The sequence below is a fragment of the Xanthomonas sp. DAR 80977 genome (genome assembly GCF_041240605.1).
Taxonomy (GTDB): domain Bacteria; phylum Pseudomonadota; class Gammaproteobacteria; order Xanthomonadales; family Xanthomonadaceae; genus Xanthomonas_A; species Xanthomonas_A bundabergensis.
The window spans coordinates 2,205,002-2,220,124 of the sequence record NZ_CP162487.1 but is presented as its reverse complement, the minus strand read 5'-3'; the positions used below and the strand labels follow the sequence as shown (position 1 = coordinate 2,220,124).

Below are 15,123 nucleotides of genomic sequence, written 5' to 3'. Positions count from 1 at the left end.
CATGCCCGATCGCGACGACCAGATCCTCAGCCCCAGCCAGCTCAACACGCTGGCGCGCGACCTGCTGGAAAGCGCGTTCCCGCTGGCCTGGGTGGAGGGCGAACTGGGCAACGTCACCCGGCCCTCGTCCGGGCACCTGTACTTCACCCTGAAGGACGCGCGGGCGCAGGTGCGCTGCGCGATGTTCAAGCCGAAGAGCCAGTGGCTGAAGTTCGTCCCGCGCGAAGGCCTGCGCGTGCTCGCGCGCGGCCGGCTGACCCTGTACGAGGCGCGTGGCGACTATCAACTGGTGCTGGATCACCTGGAGGAAGCCGGCGAAGGCGCGTTGCGCCGCGCGTTCGAGGAACTCAAGGCCAGGCTCGCCGCCGAAGGCCTGTTCGCCAGCGAGCGCAAGCGCGCCCTGCCCGCCTTCGTGCGCCGCCTGGCGGTGATCACCTCGCCCAGCGGCGCGGCGGTGCGCGACGTGCTGAGCGTGCTCGGCCGGCGCCTGCCGCTGCTGGAAGTGGACATCCTGCCGAGCCTGGTGCAGGGCGACAGCGCCGCCGCGCAGCTGACCTCGCTGCTGCAGCGCGCCGACGCCAGCGGCCGCTACGACGCGATCCTGCTGACCCGCGGCGGCGGCTCGCTGGAAGACCTGTGGGCGTTCAACGACGAACGCCTGGCCCGCGCCATCGCCGCCTCGCTCACGCCGGTGGTGTCGGCGGTCGGCCACGAGACCGACGTGACCCTGGCCGACTTCGCCGCCGACCTGCGCGCGCCGACGCCATCGGTGGCCGCGGAACTGCTCGCCCCCGACCAGCGCGACCTCGGCGCGCGCCTGCGCGGCCAGCACGCGCGGTTGCTGCAGTGGCAGCAGCACCGCCTGCGCCAGGCGATGCAACGCGCCGATCGCGCCTTGCTGCGGCTGCAGGCGCAAAGCCCGCAGGCGCAACTGCAATTGCTGCGGCGCCGCCAGCAGGATGCCGCGCGCCGCCTGCTGGCGCTGTGGCGGCAGCAGCACGAACGCCGCGAGGCACGCCTGCGCCATGCCGCCGCGGTGCTGCGCACGGCGCAGCCGCAGCGCCGCCTGGCGGCACTGCGCGAGCGCCTGCTCGCACTCGGCCGGCGCCCGCAGGCGGCGATGGCGCGGCAGCTGCAGGCCGACACGCAGCGCCTGCGCGCGCTGGCCCGCGCGCTGGAGACGGTCAGCCCGCTGGCCACGGTGACCCGCGGCTACGCGATCCTGACCCGGGTCGACGACGGTACGCTGGTGCGCTCGACCGCGCAGCTCGCGCCCGGCGACCGCCTGCGCGCGCGGCTCGCAGACGGCGAGGTGACGCTGCGTACAGAATGAGTGCGGTACATCTGTCGACCGCACCTCATCGCCAGTGCACTTCCATGCCGCACCCAGCCTCCAACGAACAACGCATCAAGGCGGTGCTGCAAGGCATGCGCCGCGGCGAGCGCAACAAGGCCAGCCGACTGGCGCGCTCTACCGACCTGCTGGCCCTGATCGACAGCGCCAGCTACGGCTCCACCGAGGACGCACAGCGCGTGATCGACTGGCTGGCGCGCGACGCGGACACGCTGGCGCCGTTGCGCGAGGCGCATCTGCGCGATGTCGGCGAGATGATCTGCATCGTCTGGAACGGTTGCGGCGGCGACCGCGAGGCACTGTCGCAGTGGCTCAACGGCAACCACCCGCAACTCGGCGGGCATACGCCGCGGCAGCTGCTGCAGGAAGGCGCCAGCGCGCGGCTGCTCGATGCGGCCCGCGCCTGCTTCGCCGGCTAGCGGCGATGCGCCGCTGGCGCGTGCAGACCGGCAGGCGATTCAGTCCAGCGGCGCGACCACCAGCAACGGATCCAGGTCGTAGCCCATCGCCACCGCCTTGGCCTTGATCTGTTCGAACAGCGCCCGCGGCATCCGCGGCGAACGCGACAGCACCCACAGGTACTTGCGGTCCGGCTCGCCGATCAGCACCCACTGGTAATCCGGATCCAGCGCGATCACCCAGTAGTCGGCCCAAACCAGCGGCACCCAGGCCAGCCAATCCGGCGCGAAACGCACCTGCAGCCGCCCGGGATGACCCGCCACCCGCCGCGCCACGCCCTCGGCGGCGAGCAGGTCGCCCTTGCCGGTGCGGCAGGCGTTGCGCACCCCGACCAGCCCGTCGTCGCGCAGCACGTAGGCGGCGGTGATGTCGCCGACGCACTTCTTCTGGAACGACACCGGCAAATGCGCGATTTCGTGCCACTGCCCGGCGTAGCGGCCGAGATCGAACTCGGCGACCGAGGTCACCGGCTGCGCGGCCCGCGCCGGCAGCGCCAGGCACAGCAGGCATGCCAGCAGCATCGCGAGCGATGGATGACGCATGCGGACGATCCTGCAAAAGAGAGAAGACCAGCCTTATGCAGGAGCGGCACGGCGATGTAAAGCGCCGGCTTGGCGCAGCCGGCGACGAACGGCCGCATCGGCCACAGCCCGGGACGCCAGGCGCGCAGACAGCGCACGCCGCTGCGGCGGCAGGCCAGCGCCAGGCAAGGATCCGCGCATCGCGCGCTGCGCGCGTGCAGCACGGCGACACGTGCGATGCGGCACACCGGCGACACGGCACCAGACCACGCAGGCGCTGCTCGCCACGACGGCAATGACGGGAAACAAGGACGCCGCCAGTGCGGCGCGCCAGCGCTCTAGGGCGACAGATCAGCCATGGCGCGGTCCTTGCCCTGGCTGCCGTTGCTGCATTCCACCGGCTCGCGCAGCACGACCTGCTTGGCGACACCGTCGCGCTGCTCCAGGTACACGTTGACCATCATGCACTCGGAGCCGACCTGCTCGATGTAGGGCGCGCCTGGGTTGGGAGCGCCCTGATAGGGATCGGCACCCGGCTTGTGCTCCGCAGGCTCGGCACTGGCGACACCGGCCACCGCCAGAGCGAGCGCGTATACGCACAGCCGCGTCAATTCCTTGTGCATTCGCCCACTCCGCGATTAATCGTGTCCCAATGATTACGACATCGGCGCGGCATAGTTGAGCGCTACATCACGGCAAACCTGAGAATTCACGCACTTGTCTACGAGCGTAAACCCGGCCCGCGTCCACGGCGATAGCACGGAGCAGCCAGCCTTCATGCGGAAGTCGGCACACAATGCGGCACTCGCGACGGCCCGTTGCAGCCGCTTCGCCGCAGCCCAGGCATGCCCGGCGGCCGCACGCGCGGGCCATCCGCCGACATCGCTGGCAGCGCGCCGCAGACGTTGCCGCACAAAGAAAAAGGCCTGCATTTCTGCAGGCCTTTCAGATATATGGTGGCCGAGGACGGAATCGAACCGCCGACACGGGGATTTTCAATCCCCTGCTCTACCAACTGAGCTACTCGGCCACTGCGCAACGCGGCAGGACCGGTGCGGGGACGCGCATCATAGCGATGCGATCGGAATTGGGCAAGTGCGGCATTTCGGAATTTCCCTACCGGCCGACACGGCCCACCCCGACTGCGCCGGACGCCCCGGGCTTCCATGCTGAATGCGTCCCCGGCACCTGGCCTATGCGCGGGCACGGAGGCCGCTGGCGATGGTCATGGGTCAGGCCGCCGAGGGCACCGCGCCGCTGCAGGGCGCGGCGCACCTGCCATTGGAGCGACGGCGCTGCCGGCAAAAGCACTCCGGCCCGCCGGCAGTGCAGCCTGCAGCGACACGCCCTGCTGGAGCCGGCGCCCCAATGCCGATGGCGCAGCGGTGCGGCAAGGCGAGGCGAGGCAACGCCAGGCAACGCGATGCGGCGCGGATGCATTGCATGGCTCTGCCGGAGCACCCGAGCACCGGAGCGGCTGAGCGGCTGAGCGGCGGGACAGCGGGACGGCGGGATCGCGAGATGAAAAGGGACCGGCGCCGACACCGAAGTCGAAGCCGTGCAACAAGAAGCCGTGCAACAAGACGACCCGCCATGGCCGGAACCGCGCGACCGACGCATCTGCGGCGGCCGGCAGGACGCACGCCTCCTCCCCGGCGTGGCGCTCGCCCACGTCGGGTCCAGCGGCGCCGTAGTATTCTTCGCCGGTCTTCACGTCCTGGAATCCGGTCATGCGTCAGCGGCTTCGCCTCGGCTTGCTCGTGTTGTGCACTGCGCTGCTGGCCTCATGCGGCGACGGCATGGTGCGCCGCGTGTCCGACCCCGCGGCCAGCGTGCAGCAGCTCACGGTCAACCTGGACGGCAGCTGGAAGGTGGAGTTGCGGCTGCAGAACTACAGCAGCATCCCGATGCGCTACGACGGCGTGCGCCTGGACCTGGGCATGGGCGGCGAAGCGGCCGGGACCCTGCAGCTCGCGCCGGGGATCTCGATCGGGCCGGAAACGGCCGATGTGGTCAGCGTCGCGCTGCGCCCGAGTTCGGCCGCGCGCATCGCCGTCGCCGACGCCCTGGCCGGCCGCCGCAGCCTCGAATACACGCTCAAGGGCAGCATCGACGCCACGCCGGAAGAGAAGAAGCAGCGCAACTTCGAGATCGATACGCGCAATATGCTCACCCCCGCGCCTGGACTGGACGGCGTCCTGCGCTAGCCGCACTCCGCCGCGCCAGCAGGCGCGGTTCCGCGACCGCTTCGAACGCCTATGACCTTGGGCGGCGATGCGGTGCCCGCCGATCGCCGCGACTGCGGCCATGACCGCTGCATTGGCAGACCCAGCGCTACGTGCGGCCACCCCACCCACGAACGCGGCCGCTGACGTCGCCCCACCCATGCTTCGAGCGCACGCCTCCCGCGCACGCGTTCAGCTGCCATTACCGCCCATTTAGTACATAAATGTAATATATACATATGTACCAAATACCCTGCCAGCCATGAGCCGCTTCGCCGCCACCGAACAGCGCCTGGACATCACCGACCGCAAGCATCCGGGCTTTCCCCGCGATGCGGCCACGGTCGTGCGCCTGATCAAGCTGCTGCACAAGCTGATCCTGGACCAGGGCAACGACATGCTGCGCGCCTATGGCCTGAACTATTCCGAATACAACGTGCTGATGATGATCGACGCCAGCCCGGACGGAACCCTGAGCCCGTCGCAGCTGAGCGACGCGGCCAGCGAGAAGTCGGCCAACATCACCCGCCTGACCAGTCACCTGGTCGACAAGGGCCTGATCCAGCGCACCCCCAGCGCCGAGGACCGGCGCATGCTGCTGCTGCGCCTGACCGCCGAGGGCGAACGCCTGATCGCGGCGTTCATGCCCGACGTGTTCGCCCAGCTCGGCGGCTACGTCCAGCACCTGCAACGCGCCGAGCTGGCGCAGCTGGAGAGCCTGCTGAAGAAATTGCTGCGCAGCGTGGAGGGCGAGGCATGAGCGCACTCGGCGCCGACATCGCCGCCAGCGCGCCCGCCGCGACGCCGCCGCGGCGCCTGCGCACGCTGCTGGCCGAGGCCTTGCGCGGCGAAGGCGAGGCCTGGCTGTTCGTGCTGCGCACGCTGCTGTCGATCTACATCGCCGGCTGGATCGCGCTGCGCCTGGACCTGTCCTCGCCGATGACCGCGATGATCACCGTGGTGGTGGTGATGCACCGGCAGACCGGCATGGTGTTCGCGAAGGGCTTCTACCGGGTGCTGGGCACGCTGATCGGCAGCGTCGCCGCGCTGGCGATGGTCGCGCTGTTCCCGCAGGAGCCGGTGCTGTTCGTGCTGGTGCTGGCGATCTGGATCGGCCTGTGCACCGGCGGCGCGCTGCTGTACCGCAACTTCAAGGCCTACGCGTTCGTGCTGTCCGGCTATACCGTGGCGCTGATCGCGCTTCCGGCGGTGAACCAGCCGGAGAACGTGTTCGCGCTGGTCACCGCGCGCGTCACCGAGGTGCTGCTGGGACTGCTGGTGACCGGCGTGATCAGCGACGTGGTGTTCCCCAGCCGCCTGCGCCAGACCCTGCGCGACACCGTGCGCCGCGCCTACGACGGCTTCCTCGACTTCGTCCGCGACGCCACCGGCGGCCAGCTGTCGCGCGCGTCGATGGAACAGGCGCACCTGCGCTTCGTCCGCGACGCGGTGCAGATCGAGGACCTGCGCAGCTCGGTGGTGTTCGAGGACCCGGAGGCGCGCGTGCGCAGCGGCCGCCTGCGCCTGCTCAACCAGCGCTTCATGGCGGTGTCCACCAGCTTCCAGTCGCTGCACCACTACATCAACCGGCTGCTGCGCCAGGCCGAGGGCGATGTCGCCGCCGCGCTGATCGGCCTGTACCGGCCGCTGCAGGCGGCGCTGAGCGAACGCGGCGGCCGCGAGCGCACCATCGAGACCGCGCGCCGGCTGGCCGAATGCCGCGACGCGCTGGCGCCGCGCGCCGCCGCAGTGCGCGACACCCTGCCGGACGCGCGCCACGAGGACTTCGACACCGGCGTGTCGCTGCTGCGGCGCTTCTTCGCCGAGCTGCACGACTACGTCGCCGCCGAGGCCGCGCTGGTCGCCCCGCAGCAGTGGCGCACGCCGCAGGCCGGCGGCGACACCGCCGTGTTCCTGCGTGGCAACGACTACGCGGCGGCCGCGCTGACCGCGCTGCGCAGCGCGCTGTTGGTGGCGGCGATGTGCTGGCTGTGGATCCAGGCCGGCTGGATCAGCGGCGCCACCGCAGTGTTCCAGGCGGTGGCGTTGAGCGCGATCCTGTCCTCCAGCGCCAACGCGCCGGCGGCGGCGCGCTCGCTGTTCAAGGGTTTCGTGTTCGGCGCCGCGCTGGGCGCGGTCTGCCAGCTGCTGGTGCTGCCGCAGATGGACGGCTACGTCCTGTTCGTCGCCGGTACCGCGCCGTTCCTGCTGCTGACCGTGTACCTGGCCTCCAAGCCGGCGCTGTTCGGTTTCGCCACCGGCACCAATCTGGCCTTCATCTCGATCCTGGCGGTGCAGCCCACGCCGAGCTTCAATGCCGTCACCACCTTCAACAGCGTGGTGCCGCTGCTGCTGGGCACGCTGGCGGTGAGCGTGGCCTTCGTGTTCGTGCCGCCGGTGATCGGCACGCGCTGGCATCGCCGGCGCCTGCTGGAACAGCTGCGGCGGCAGACCACGCTGGCCGCGCGCGCGCCGCTGCCTGGCCTGCACCTGCGCCTGGAGAGCGTCAACCGCGACCTGTTCCAGCAGATCGTCGCGCACACCCCGCCCGGCAGCGACGAGCTGCGCGACCTGCTCGGCTGGGCGCTGTCGGTGCACGAGACCGGGCGCACCCTGGTCGAACTGCGCCGCGACGCCGCCGACGGCGAGCTGCCGCACGCGCTGGCGGCCGAGGTGGACGCCGCCGTGCACGCGCTGGCCGCGCTGTACCTGGCGCCCTCGCCCGAACGGCACCGCCTGGCCCTGCAGCGCATCGACGCGGCGCTGGCCGCGAGCCGGCGCGACGGCGCGGTACCGCTGCGCTGGAAGCCGACCCGCGAGCACCTGCACCTGCTGCGCGGCGTGCTGCTCGATGCCGACTCGGTGCTCGCCGCCCTCGCCGCCGGGCACTTGCCCGACCCCACCCCGCCAGGAGCCGCCGATGGCGCTGCCCGCTGAAATCTCGATCGCCGGCGTGTACGTGCCCGGCCTGCTGGTGCTGGCGGTGCTGCTGCTGTTCGCCGCCTGGGCGGTCGATGCCCTCGCCGGCCGTGCCGGGCTGTACCGCTACGCCTGGCATCCGCCGCTGTTCCGCCTTGCCGTCTACGTCGGCGTGTTCGCCGCGTGCGGCCTGCTCCTCTTGCCGTGAGTCCCGCCATGAAGACCCCTGCCCTGATCCGTTTCGCCCTGACCGCCGTGATCGTGCTGATCGCCGCCCTGCTCGCGCACGCGCTGTGGCGGCACTACATGCTGTCGCCGTGGACCCGCGACGGCCGCGTGCGCGCCGAGGTGGTGCGCATCGCCCCGGACGTGTCCGGCCTGGTCGATGCGGTCGCGGTGGCCGACAACCAGCACGTCAAGCGCGGCGACGTGCTGTTCAGCGTCGACCGCCGGCGCTTCGAACTGGCGCTGGCGCAGGCCCGCGCCGACCTGGCGGCGGCGCAGGCGCAGGCGCGCTCGGCCGGCGCCAGCATCTCCGCCGCGGCCGCCAGCCAGGCGGCGAGCGAGGCCGAGTTCCAGATGCGCCGCGCCCAGGCCGAACGCCGCGCGCGCGCCGCGGCGGTGATCTCGGCCGAGGCCCGTTCCGACGCCGAGGCCACCGCGCGCTCGGCGCAGGCCGACGTGCACCGCACCGCCGCGGTCCGCGGCCAGGCCAGCGCCGCGCAGGCGCAGGCGCTGGCGGCGGTCGCGCAGGCGCAGGCCGCGGTCGATCTGGCCGAACTGGATCTGCAACGCACCGAAGTGCGCGCCACCGCCGACGGCTACGTCACCAACCTGGACGTGCGCGTCGGCGACTACGCCCAGGCCGGCAGCGCGCGGCTGGCGCTGGTGCGCGACGACGCGATGTGGATCTACGGCTACTTCGAGGAGACCAAGCTGCCGCGGGTGCACGTCGGCGACCGTGCCGACATCCGCCTGATGAGCGGCGGGGTGCTGCTGCACGGCAAGGTCGAAGGCATCGCCCGCGGCATCGCCGACAGCGACAACCCGACCAGCGCCTCGCTGCTCGCCGACGTCAGCCCCACCTTCAACTGGATCCGCCTGGCGCAGCGGGTGCCGGTGCGGGTGCGCATCGATCCGGCCAGCGTGCCGGCGGACACGGTCCTGGCCGCCGGCATGACCGCGACGGTCACGGTGCATGGGGAGCCGTGATTGGGGATTCGGGATTGGGGATTCGTAAAGGCAACGGCGGGTTCCGGTCTTGCACCGCGCGACGGCCGTTGCGAATCCCGAATCCCCAATCTCCAATCCCCGCCCCACATCCATACGCCGTAGTATCCTGCGCACCTCGGCCGCGCCGCGGCCCTTAGTCCGAGCGACCGCATGAGCACCTATCAAGCCCCGCTGACCGACCTGCGCTTCGCGCTGCACGACGTACTGCACGTGGAGGCGCTGTTCGCCCGCCTGGGCTATGCCGAGGCCACCGCCGACGTGGTCGACGCCGTGCTGGAGGAAGCCGCGCGCTTCACCGGCACGGTGCTGGCGCCGCTGAACCGGGTCGGCGACGAACACGGCTGCACGCTGGACGCGGCCACCGGCGCGGTCACCACCGCGCCCGGTTTCCGCGAGGCCTACCGGCAGTTCGCCGACGGCGGCTGGACCGGGCTGACCGCCGCGGTCGAGTTCGGCGGCCAGGGCCTGCCGCACACGCTGGGCGTGCCGCTCAACGAGATGGTCAACGCCGCCAACCTGGCCTGGGGCAACTTCCCGCTGCTGTCGCACGGCGCGGTCGAGGCGCTGAAGCAGCACGGCGAGGCCTGGCAGCAGGAGGTGTTCCTGAAACCGCTGGTCGACGGCCGCTGGACCGGCACCATGTGCCTGACCGAGCCGCACTGCGGCACCGACCTGGGCCTGCTCAAGACCCGCGCCGAACCCAATGCCGACGGCAGTTGGTCGGTCAGCGGCACCAAGATCTTCATCACCGCCGGCGAGCACGACTTCACCGACAACATCGTGCACCTGGTGCTGGCGCGGCTGCCGGATGCGCCGGCCGGGGCCAAGGGCATCTCGCTGCTGGTGGTGCCCAAGTTCAAGGTCGCGCGCGACGGCAGCGTCGGCGCGCGCAACGCGGTGCGTTGCGGCTCGCTGGAACACAAGATGGGCATCCACGGCTCGGCCACCTGCGTGATGAACTTCGACGGCGCCGAGGGCTACCTGGTCGGTCAGCCGCACAAGGGCCTGCAGGCCATGTTTACGATGATGAACACGGCGCGGCTGGGCGTCGGCCTGCAGGGCATCGGCCTGTCCGAGCGCGCATACCAGAACGCCCTGCGCTATGCGCGCGAACGCCTGCAGTCGCGTTCGCTGACCGGCGCCAAGCTGCCGGACAAGCCGGCCGACCCGATCCTGGTGCATCCGGACGTGCGCCGCATGCTGCTGACGGTGAAGGCGCTGACCGAAGGCAGCCGCCTGCTGGCGCTGCATGCGGCGACCCTGATCGACGTCGCCCACCACGCGCAGGACCCGGCCGAACGCGAGCAGGCCGACGTGCTGGTCAGTTTCCTGACCCCGATCTCCAAGGCCTGCCAGACCGAATGGGGCGTGGAGAACACCTATCACGCGCTGCAGTGCTTCGGCGGCCACGGCTACATCCACGAGCACGGCATGGAGCAGCTGGCGCGCGATGCGCGCATCACCACCCTGTACGAAGGCACCACCGGCATCCAGGCGCTGGACCTGATCGGGCGCAAGACCGCGTCCAGCCAGGGCGCGGGGCTGAAGCTGTTCCTGGCGCAGATCCAGGCCTTCCTCGGCGAGCACGCGGACAACCCGGCGGTGGCCGAGTTCCTCGGCCCGCTGCGCGAGAAGGCCGGCGAATGGGCGGCGCTGACCAAGCGCATCCTGCAGCGCGCCGCCGGCAACGCCGACGAGCTGGGCGCGGCCAGCTACGACTACGTGTTCTATTCCGGCTACGTGGTGCTGGCCTACTGGTGGGCGCGCAGCGTCGCCGCCGCCGACGCCTCCGCGCACAGCGAGGCGTTCAAGCAGTCCAAGCGCGAGACCGCGCGCTTCTACTACGCCAAGCTGCTGCCGCGCACGCTCACCCATGCCGCGGTGATCGAGGCCGGCGCCGAGCCGCTGATGGCGATGGCCGACGCGCACTTCTGAGTGCCGCGCGCTGCGCGACCGGTGGCGCCAGCGCCGGTCGCGCAGATCCGTCCCGCTTCGATACACAAATCGTCAACAATCGGGTATAAGCTGTCTTCCCGATGGAGACAGACACAACAACGCTTGGTCTGATCGATACCGGAGCCTTCGCCGCTTCGGCCGGCGAGGCGTCGTTGCCGACGCCCCCCACCCACCTGCCTTCGGTGCGACTGCTGTCGCTGGATGCGCATGGCCGGGTGCTGGACTGGATCAACTGGCAATCGGCGGCCTGCCTGTATGCGCGCGGCGCGGTGGCCTGGACCCTGGGCGAGCCGTGCATGCACATCCACGGCGGCATGTCGCGCGCCAGCGGCGAGCGCAGCGTGCTGCACCTGCATCCGATCATCGCCGCGCGCGGCCACGCCCGCTCGCGCGCACTCGACCCCACCCCGACCCTGACCAACACCGCGCTGTTCGCCCGCGACGCGCAGCTGTGCCTGTACTGCGGCCAGCAGTTCAGCCGTCCGCAACTGACCCGCGACCACGTGCTGCCGGTCTCCAAGGGCGGCCGCGACACCTGGGAGAACGTGGTCACCGCGTGCTTCCACTGCAATTCGCGCAAGGGCAACCGCACCCCGCAGCAGGCGTCGATGCCGCTGCTGGCGGTCCCGTACCGGCCGAGCTGGATCGAGCACCTGATCCTGTCCAACCGCAACATCCTCGCCGACCAGATGTCGTTCCTGAAGGCGCAATTGCCCAAGCGTTCCAAGCTGTCGGTCTGAACCGCACGCCGCTGCGCGCTGCGACCGATTGCCGCACCTCCCTCGCAACGCGGCCTGCGCCCGTGCGCAGCTGAACGGGTTGCTTGCCCGTGCCTGGAATGGGGAGGAAAATGGCCGGTCCGCTGAACCTTGATTCCGATGATCGACCCCACCCGCTATCCGCGCCTCTCGCGCATCCAGACCCCCGCCGAACTGCGCCGTTTCGAAGAATCGGAGCTGCCGGCGGTCGCGGAGGAACTGCGCGCCTACCTGATCGAGTGCGTCGGCAAGAGCGGCGGCCATTTCGGCGCCGGCCTGGGCGTGATCGAGCTCACCGTGGCCCTGCACTACCTGTACGACACCCCCGCCGACCAGCTGGTGTGGGACGTCGGCCACCAGACCTACCCGCACAAGATCCTCACCGGACGCCGCGACCAGATCCATTCGGTCAAGCAGGCCGGCGGCGTGGCGCCGTTCCCCAAGCGCGAGGAAAGCGAGTACGACACCTTCGGCGTCGGCCATTCCTCCACCTCGATCTCCGCGGCGCTGGGCATGGCCATCGCGCTGCAGCGCGCCGGCGACGAGCGCAAGGTGGTGGCGGTGATCGGCGACGGCGCGATGACCGCCGGCATGGCCTACGAGGCCCTGAACCACGCCGGCGGCATGGACCCGGAACCGAACCTGCTGGTGATCCTCAACGACAACCGCATGTCGATCTCCGAGGCGGTCGGCGGGGTCACCAAGATGCTCGGCCGGATGAGCGGCAGCAAGACGCTCAATGCGATCCGCGAGAGCGGCAAGAAGATCCTCGGCGACAAGAAGAGCAATCCGACCGCGCGTTTCGTGCGCCGCTGGGAGGAGCATTGGAAAGGCATGTTCGTGCCGTCCACGCTGTTCGAGGAGATGGGCTTCCACTACACCGGGCCGATCGACGGCCACGACCTGCCGGCGCTGATCGGCGCGCTGAAGACGCTGCAGACATTGAAGGGTCCGCAGCTGCTGCACGTGATCACCACCAAGGGCAAGGGCTACGAGCTGGCCGAGGGCGACCAGATCGGCTACCACGCGGTCGGCCCGTTCGATCCCAGCAAGGGCCTGGTGTCCAAGCCGGGGGCCAAGGCGCCGACCTACACCGACGTGTTCGGCGACTGGATCTGCGACATGGCCGCGGCCGAACCGGCGCTGCTGGCGATCACCCCGGCGATGCGCGAAGGCTCGGGCCTGGTGCGCTTCAGCAAGGAATACCCGCAGCGCTACTTCGACGTGGCGATCGCCGAGCAGCACGCGGTGACGCTGGCGGCGGGCATGGCCACGCAGGGCGCCAAGCCGGTGGTGGCGATCTATTCGACCTTCCTGCAGCGCGGCTACGACCAGCTGGTGCACGACGTGGCGGTGCAGAAGCTCGACGTGCTGTTCGCGATCGACCGCGGCGGCGTGGTCGGCCCGGACGGCGCCACCCATGCCGGCAACCTGGACCTGAGCTTCCTGCGCTGCGTGCCGCACCTGGTGCTGATGGCGCCGGCCGACGAGGCCGAGTGCCGGCAGATGCTCAGCACCGGCCTGCAGCATGCCGGCCCGGCCGCGGTGCGCTATCCGCGCGGCACCGGCCCCGGCGTGGCGCCCGGCACGGCGCTGGACACGCTGCCGATCGGCAAGGCGCAGCTGCGCGTCCAGGGCGCCACGCTGGCGCTGCTGGCGTTCGGCGCGACCGTGGCCGCGGCCGAACAGGTCGGGCGCGAACTGGGCCTGAGCGTGGTCAACATGCGCTTCGTCAAGCCGCTGGACCGGGCGCTGCTGCTCGAGCTTGCGCGCAGCCACGACGGCTTCGTGACCGTCGAGGACAACGTGGTGGCCGGCGGCGCCGGCTCCGGCGTGGCCGAGCTGCTCAATGCCGAAGGCGTGCTGCGCCCGCTGCTGCACCTGGGCCTGCCCGACGCGTTCCAGCACCACGCCAGCCGCGAACAGCTGCTGGCCGAGGCCGGCATCGACGCCGCCGGCATCCGCGCGGCGATCCTGGCGCGCTGGCCGCAGCTGGCCGGCGGCGCCAGCGCCGCGCGCAGCGCGGCCGGCTGACGCCGGCACGGTGCTCGGCGCGGCAGCGGCGCGGCAGTCAGCGCGCATCGCCAGCTCAGGGCGCGATCACCTCGTAGCCGCGTGCGCGCAGCCGCTCCAGCGGCCCGTCGCTGTCCTGCAGCGTCTGCATCGACAGCGTGGCGAAACTTGAGCGGTTCTGCGCCAGCGCCCGCTCGGCAGTCTCCAGCCACGTGTCCAGCGCACGCCGGCGCACATCGCCCAGGCCCAGCTTGCGCGCGATCGCCGCCTCGCCGACCGCATCCATGCACACCCGGTACTGGTCGTTGCCGGGGAGTCTGCCCAGCGCGTCGAGATCGCCCTCGGACCAGGCATTGGCGCGCAGGCGCATCGTCTCCAGGTCGCCCTGGATGACCTGCAGGGTGCGCGCGAAACAGCTGCTGTCGTTCAACGAGGTCGCCCGGAACTCCTGCAGCGCGCGCTTGGCGTCGGGCACCTTCACTTCCACCACCACCGGCACGATCGGCACCTTGGCGCGCTTGGCAGCGCGTTCGATCACAGGCTGGACCACGCTGCCCATGCTCAGCCCGGACTTGCGCATCGCCGCTTCGTACAGTTCCTGCGCGGCGAACACCGGCCGCCACTTTTCCACGCTGCCGTCGCGGCCCAGGTAACGCGCCTTCAGCGGCAGCCAACGCGCATACAGGTCGGCCGGCAACACCTGCTGCAGGGTCCGGTCGTCCGGATTGCGCCGCGCCTTCAGCAGCGACGGCAGCAACAGCATGCTGCGGAACACGCCCAGGTTGGAGGACAGCGACAGCGTCGGTGCGGCGATCACCTGCTGCGACTGGCCGATCACCCGCTCCACCTCGCCCGACTCCCATTGCATGCGCCTGGGCAGCGGCGAGACCGTGCCCAGGATCCACAGCACATGGTCGCCGCGGCGAACCTGCCACAGCCCGGCGCCGGGCTGGCGACCGGTCACCAGTACCGCATCGAGGTCGACCACCGGCGCGGCGGCCGGCGCCACCGGCGGCGGACCCGGCTTCGCCGCGGCCAGCGCCGCGAACGCCAGCAGCATGGCTGCACACCCGCCTCTCACCGCGTTCGCCAAGGGCATCGCGCCTCCACTCCAGGGATCGATTGGGACCGGCGCCAGCGTTGGCGCCGGCAAGGCTGCTCAGCCTGCCATCCTGGGCAGGTACGCCGCCAGGGGATCGGTGGCGGGCAGCAACTCGAAGCGCTCCCACAGGAACCCCGGCGCCACCACGCAGCGCACCAGGCTGTAGTCGTCCAGCGGCCGCGCCGCCTGCCAGCTGCCGGCCGGAATCACCACCGAAGGCAGGCCGCCGCGGCCGCTGGCGCCCATCCGGTAGCGCTGCAGGCCGTGCTGCGGATCGAAGCTGAGCAGTTCCAGCGCGCCGCCCTCCTCCCAGTGCCAGGTCTCGTCGGCGTCGATCCGGTGCCAATCGCTGCACTCCCCACGCACCAGCAGGAAGCGGATCGCGGTACAGGCCGGGCGCGTGGTGCCCGCGTGCTGCACCTGCAGCGCGGAGGTGTGCACGCGCGCATAACGTCCGCCTTCCGGGTGCGGCAGCAGCGAGAATTCGCGCAGCAAGGCGGCGATGCGAGTGGACGATTCTGTAGACATGGCCCAGTTTAGGGCCTGTCGCCGGGCTTGGGCTAGACCACCGGCGGCGTCCGCC

The 15,123-nt window shown here is 71.0% G+C and carries 14 protein-coding genes and 1 tRNA gene; 10 read left to right on the top strand and 5 right to left on the bottom strand.

Annotation, left to right across the window (positions count from 1 at the left end):
• Position 1 precedes the first annotated feature (1 nt).
• Positions 2 to 1,333: an exodeoxyribonuclease VII large subunit gene (gene xseA / locus AB3X10_RS09435; protein ID WP_369981008.1), complete on the top strand. Its 1,332-nt coding sequence runs from the start codon at positions 2 to 4 to the stop codon at positions 1,331 to 1,333.
• Positions 1,334 to 1,377: 44 nt separating this feature from the next.
• Positions 1,378 to 1,773, top strand: coding sequence for an antitoxin Xre/MbcA/ParS toxin-binding domain-containing protein (locus tag AB3X10_RS09430; RefSeq protein WP_369981005.1), 396 nt, complete (start codon positions 1,378 to 1,380; stop codon positions 1,771 to 1,773).
• A gap of 39 nt (positions 1,774 to 1,812) precedes the next feature.
• Here the strand turns inward: AB3X10_RS09430 and AB3X10_RS09425 are convergent, their stop codons facing one another.
• From AB3X10_RS09425 to AB3X10_RS09415, 3 genes are all read right to left on the bottom strand, one after another.
• Positions 1,813 to 2,355 carry a lipocalin family protein gene (locus AB3X10_RS09425; RefSeq protein WP_369981003.1) on the bottom strand — a complete coding sequence of 181 codons (543 nt, stop codon included), beginning with the start codon at positions 2,353 to 2,355 and terminating at the stop codon, positions 1,813 to 1,815.
• Positions 2,356 to 2,672: 317 nt separating this feature from the next.
• Positions 2,673 to 2,957: a hypothetical protein gene (locus tag AB3X10_RS09420; protein WP_369981001.1), complete on the bottom strand. Its 285-nt coding sequence runs from the start codon at positions 2,955 to 2,957 to the stop codon at positions 2,673 to 2,675.
• A gap of 331 nt (positions 2,958 to 3,288) precedes the next feature.
• Positions 3,289 to 3,364, bottom strand: a tRNA-Phe gene (locus tag AB3X10_RS09415).
• 700 nt (positions 3,365 to 4,064) lie between these two features.
• Here AB3X10_RS09415 and AB3X10_RS09410 point away from each other — a divergent pair.
• The 8 genes from AB3X10_RS09410 to dxs all read left to right on the top strand — a co-directional run bounded on the left by AB3X10_RS09410 (position 4,065) and on the right by dxs (position 13,459).
• Complete coding sequence (locus AB3X10_RS09410; protein WP_369981000.1) at positions 4,065 to 4,541, top strand: LEA type 2 family protein; 477 nt, start codon at positions 4,065 to 4,067, stop codon at positions 4,539 to 4,541.
• 280 nt (positions 4,542 to 4,821) lie between these two features.
• Entirely contained in the window at positions 4,822 to 5,319 is a 498-nt protein-coding gene (locus tag AB3X10_RS09405) for a MarR family winged helix-turn-helix transcriptional regulator (RefSeq protein ID WP_369980998.1), read from the top strand.
• Positions 5,316 to 7,496, top strand: a complete 2,181-nt coding sequence (locus tag AB3X10_RS09400) for an FUSC family protein (protein ID WP_369980996.1) — start codon at positions 5,316 to 5,318, stop codon at positions 7,494 to 7,496. The genes AB3X10_RS09405 and AB3X10_RS09400 overlap by 4 nt, the downstream gene beginning before the upstream one ends.
• Positions 7,480 to 7,686, top strand: a complete 207-nt coding sequence (locus AB3X10_RS09395; protein WP_369980994.1) for a DUF1656 domain-containing protein — start codon at positions 7,480 to 7,482, stop codon at positions 7,684 to 7,686. Before AB3X10_RS09400 ends, AB3X10_RS09395 begins: the two co-directional genes overlap by 17 nt.
• 8 nt (positions 7,687 to 7,694) lie before the next feature.
• Positions 7,695 to 8,690 carry a biotin/lipoyl-binding protein gene (locus AB3X10_RS09390; RefSeq protein ID WP_369980992.1) on the top strand — a complete coding sequence of 332 codons (996 nt, stop codon included), beginning with the start codon at positions 7,695 to 7,697 and terminating at the stop codon, positions 8,688 to 8,690.
• Between the two features lie 171 nt (positions 8,691 to 8,861).
• On the top strand, positions 8,862 to 10,646 hold the full coding sequence (locus AB3X10_RS09385; protein ID WP_369980990.1) for an acyl-CoA dehydrogenase C-terminal domain-containing protein: 1,785 nt from the start codon (positions 8,862 to 8,864) through the stop codon (positions 10,644 to 10,646).
• A gap of 101 nt (positions 10,647 to 10,747) precedes the next feature.
• A complete protein-coding gene (locus AB3X10_RS09380; protein ID WP_369980988.1) occupies positions 10,748 to 11,407 on the top strand; it encodes an HNH endonuclease in 660 nt (219 codons plus the stop codon).
• Between the two features lie 138 nt (positions 11,408 to 11,545).
• Positions 11,546 to 13,459 carry a 1-deoxy-D-xylulose-5-phosphate synthase gene (gene dxs / locus AB3X10_RS09375; RefSeq protein ID WP_369980986.1) on the top strand — a complete coding sequence of 638 codons (1,914 nt, stop codon included), beginning with the start codon at positions 11,546 to 11,548 and terminating at the stop codon, positions 13,457 to 13,459.
• A 55-nt stretch (positions 13,460 to 13,514) separates the two neighbouring features.
• Here the strand turns inward: dxs and AB3X10_RS09370 are convergent, their stop codons facing one another.
• Both AB3X10_RS09370 and AB3X10_RS09365 read right to left on the bottom strand, forming a co-directional pair.
• Positions 13,515 to 14,498, bottom strand: a complete 984-nt coding sequence (locus tag AB3X10_RS09370) for a TraB/GumN family protein (protein ID WP_369980984.1) — start codon at positions 14,496 to 14,498, stop codon at positions 13,515 to 13,517.
• Positions 14,499 to 14,597: 99 nt separating this feature from the next.
• Positions 14,598 to 15,068 carry a cupin domain-containing protein gene (locus tag AB3X10_RS09365; protein ID WP_369980982.1) on the bottom strand — a complete coding sequence of 157 codons (471 nt, stop codon included), beginning with the start codon at positions 15,066 to 15,068 and terminating at the stop codon, positions 14,598 to 14,600.
• Positions 15,069 to 15,123 lie beyond the last annotated feature (55 nt).

What these genes read in the sequence shown, in the direction of transcription:
- xseA (WP_369981008.1), top strand. Translation starts at nt 2, where the DNA reads ATGCCCGATCGCGACGACCAGATCCTCAGCCCCAGCCAGCTCAACACG.
- AB3X10_RS09430 (WP_369981005.1), top strand. Translation starts at nt 1,378, where the DNA reads ATGCCGCACCCAGCCTCCAACGAACAACGCATCAAGGCGGTGCTGCAA.
- AB3X10_RS09425 (WP_369981003.1), bottom strand. Translation starts at nt 2,355, where the DNA reads ATGCGTCATCCATCGCTCGCGATGCTGCTGGCATGCCTGCTGTGCCTG.
- AB3X10_RS09420 (WP_369981001.1), bottom strand. Translation starts at nt 2,957, where the DNA reads ATGCACAAGGAATTGACGCGGCTGTGCGTATACGCGCTCGCTCTGGCG.
- AB3X10_RS09410 (WP_369981000.1), top strand. Translation starts at nt 4,065, where the DNA reads ATGCGTCAGCGGCTTCGCCTCGGCTTGCTCGTGTTGTGCACTGCGCTG.
- AB3X10_RS09405 (WP_369980998.1), top strand. Translation starts at nt 4,822, where the DNA reads ATGAGCCGCTTCGCCGCCACCGAACAGCGCCTGGACATCACCGACCGC.
- AB3X10_RS09400 (WP_369980996.1), top strand. Translation starts at nt 5,316, where the DNA reads ATGAGCGCACTCGGCGCCGACATCGCCGCCAGCGCGCCCGCCGCGACG.
- AB3X10_RS09395 (WP_369980994.1), top strand. Translation starts at nt 7,480, where the DNA reads ATGGCGCTGCCCGCTGAAATCTCGATCGCCGGCGTGTACGTGCCCGGC.
- AB3X10_RS09390 (WP_369980992.1), top strand. Translation starts at nt 7,695, where the DNA reads ATGAAGACCCCTGCCCTGATCCGTTTCGCCCTGACCGCCGTGATCGTG.
- AB3X10_RS09385 (WP_369980990.1), top strand. Translation starts at nt 8,862, where the DNA reads ATGAGCACCTATCAAGCCCCGCTGACCGACCTGCGCTTCGCGCTGCAC.
- AB3X10_RS09380 (WP_369980988.1), top strand. Translation starts at nt 10,748, where the DNA reads ATGGAGACAGACACAACAACGCTTGGTCTGATCGATACCGGAGCCTTC.
- dxs (WP_369980986.1), top strand. Translation starts at nt 11,546, where the DNA reads ATGATCGACCCCACCCGCTATCCGCGCCTCTCGCGCATCCAGACCCCC.
- AB3X10_RS09370 (WP_369980984.1), bottom strand. Translation starts at nt 14,498, where the DNA reads ATGCTGCTGGCGTTCGCGGCGCTGGCCGCGGCGAAGCCGGGTCCGCCG.
- AB3X10_RS09365 (WP_369980982.1), bottom strand. Translation starts at nt 15,068, where the DNA reads ATGTCTACAGAATCGTCCACTCGCATCGCCGCCTTGCTGCGCGAATTC.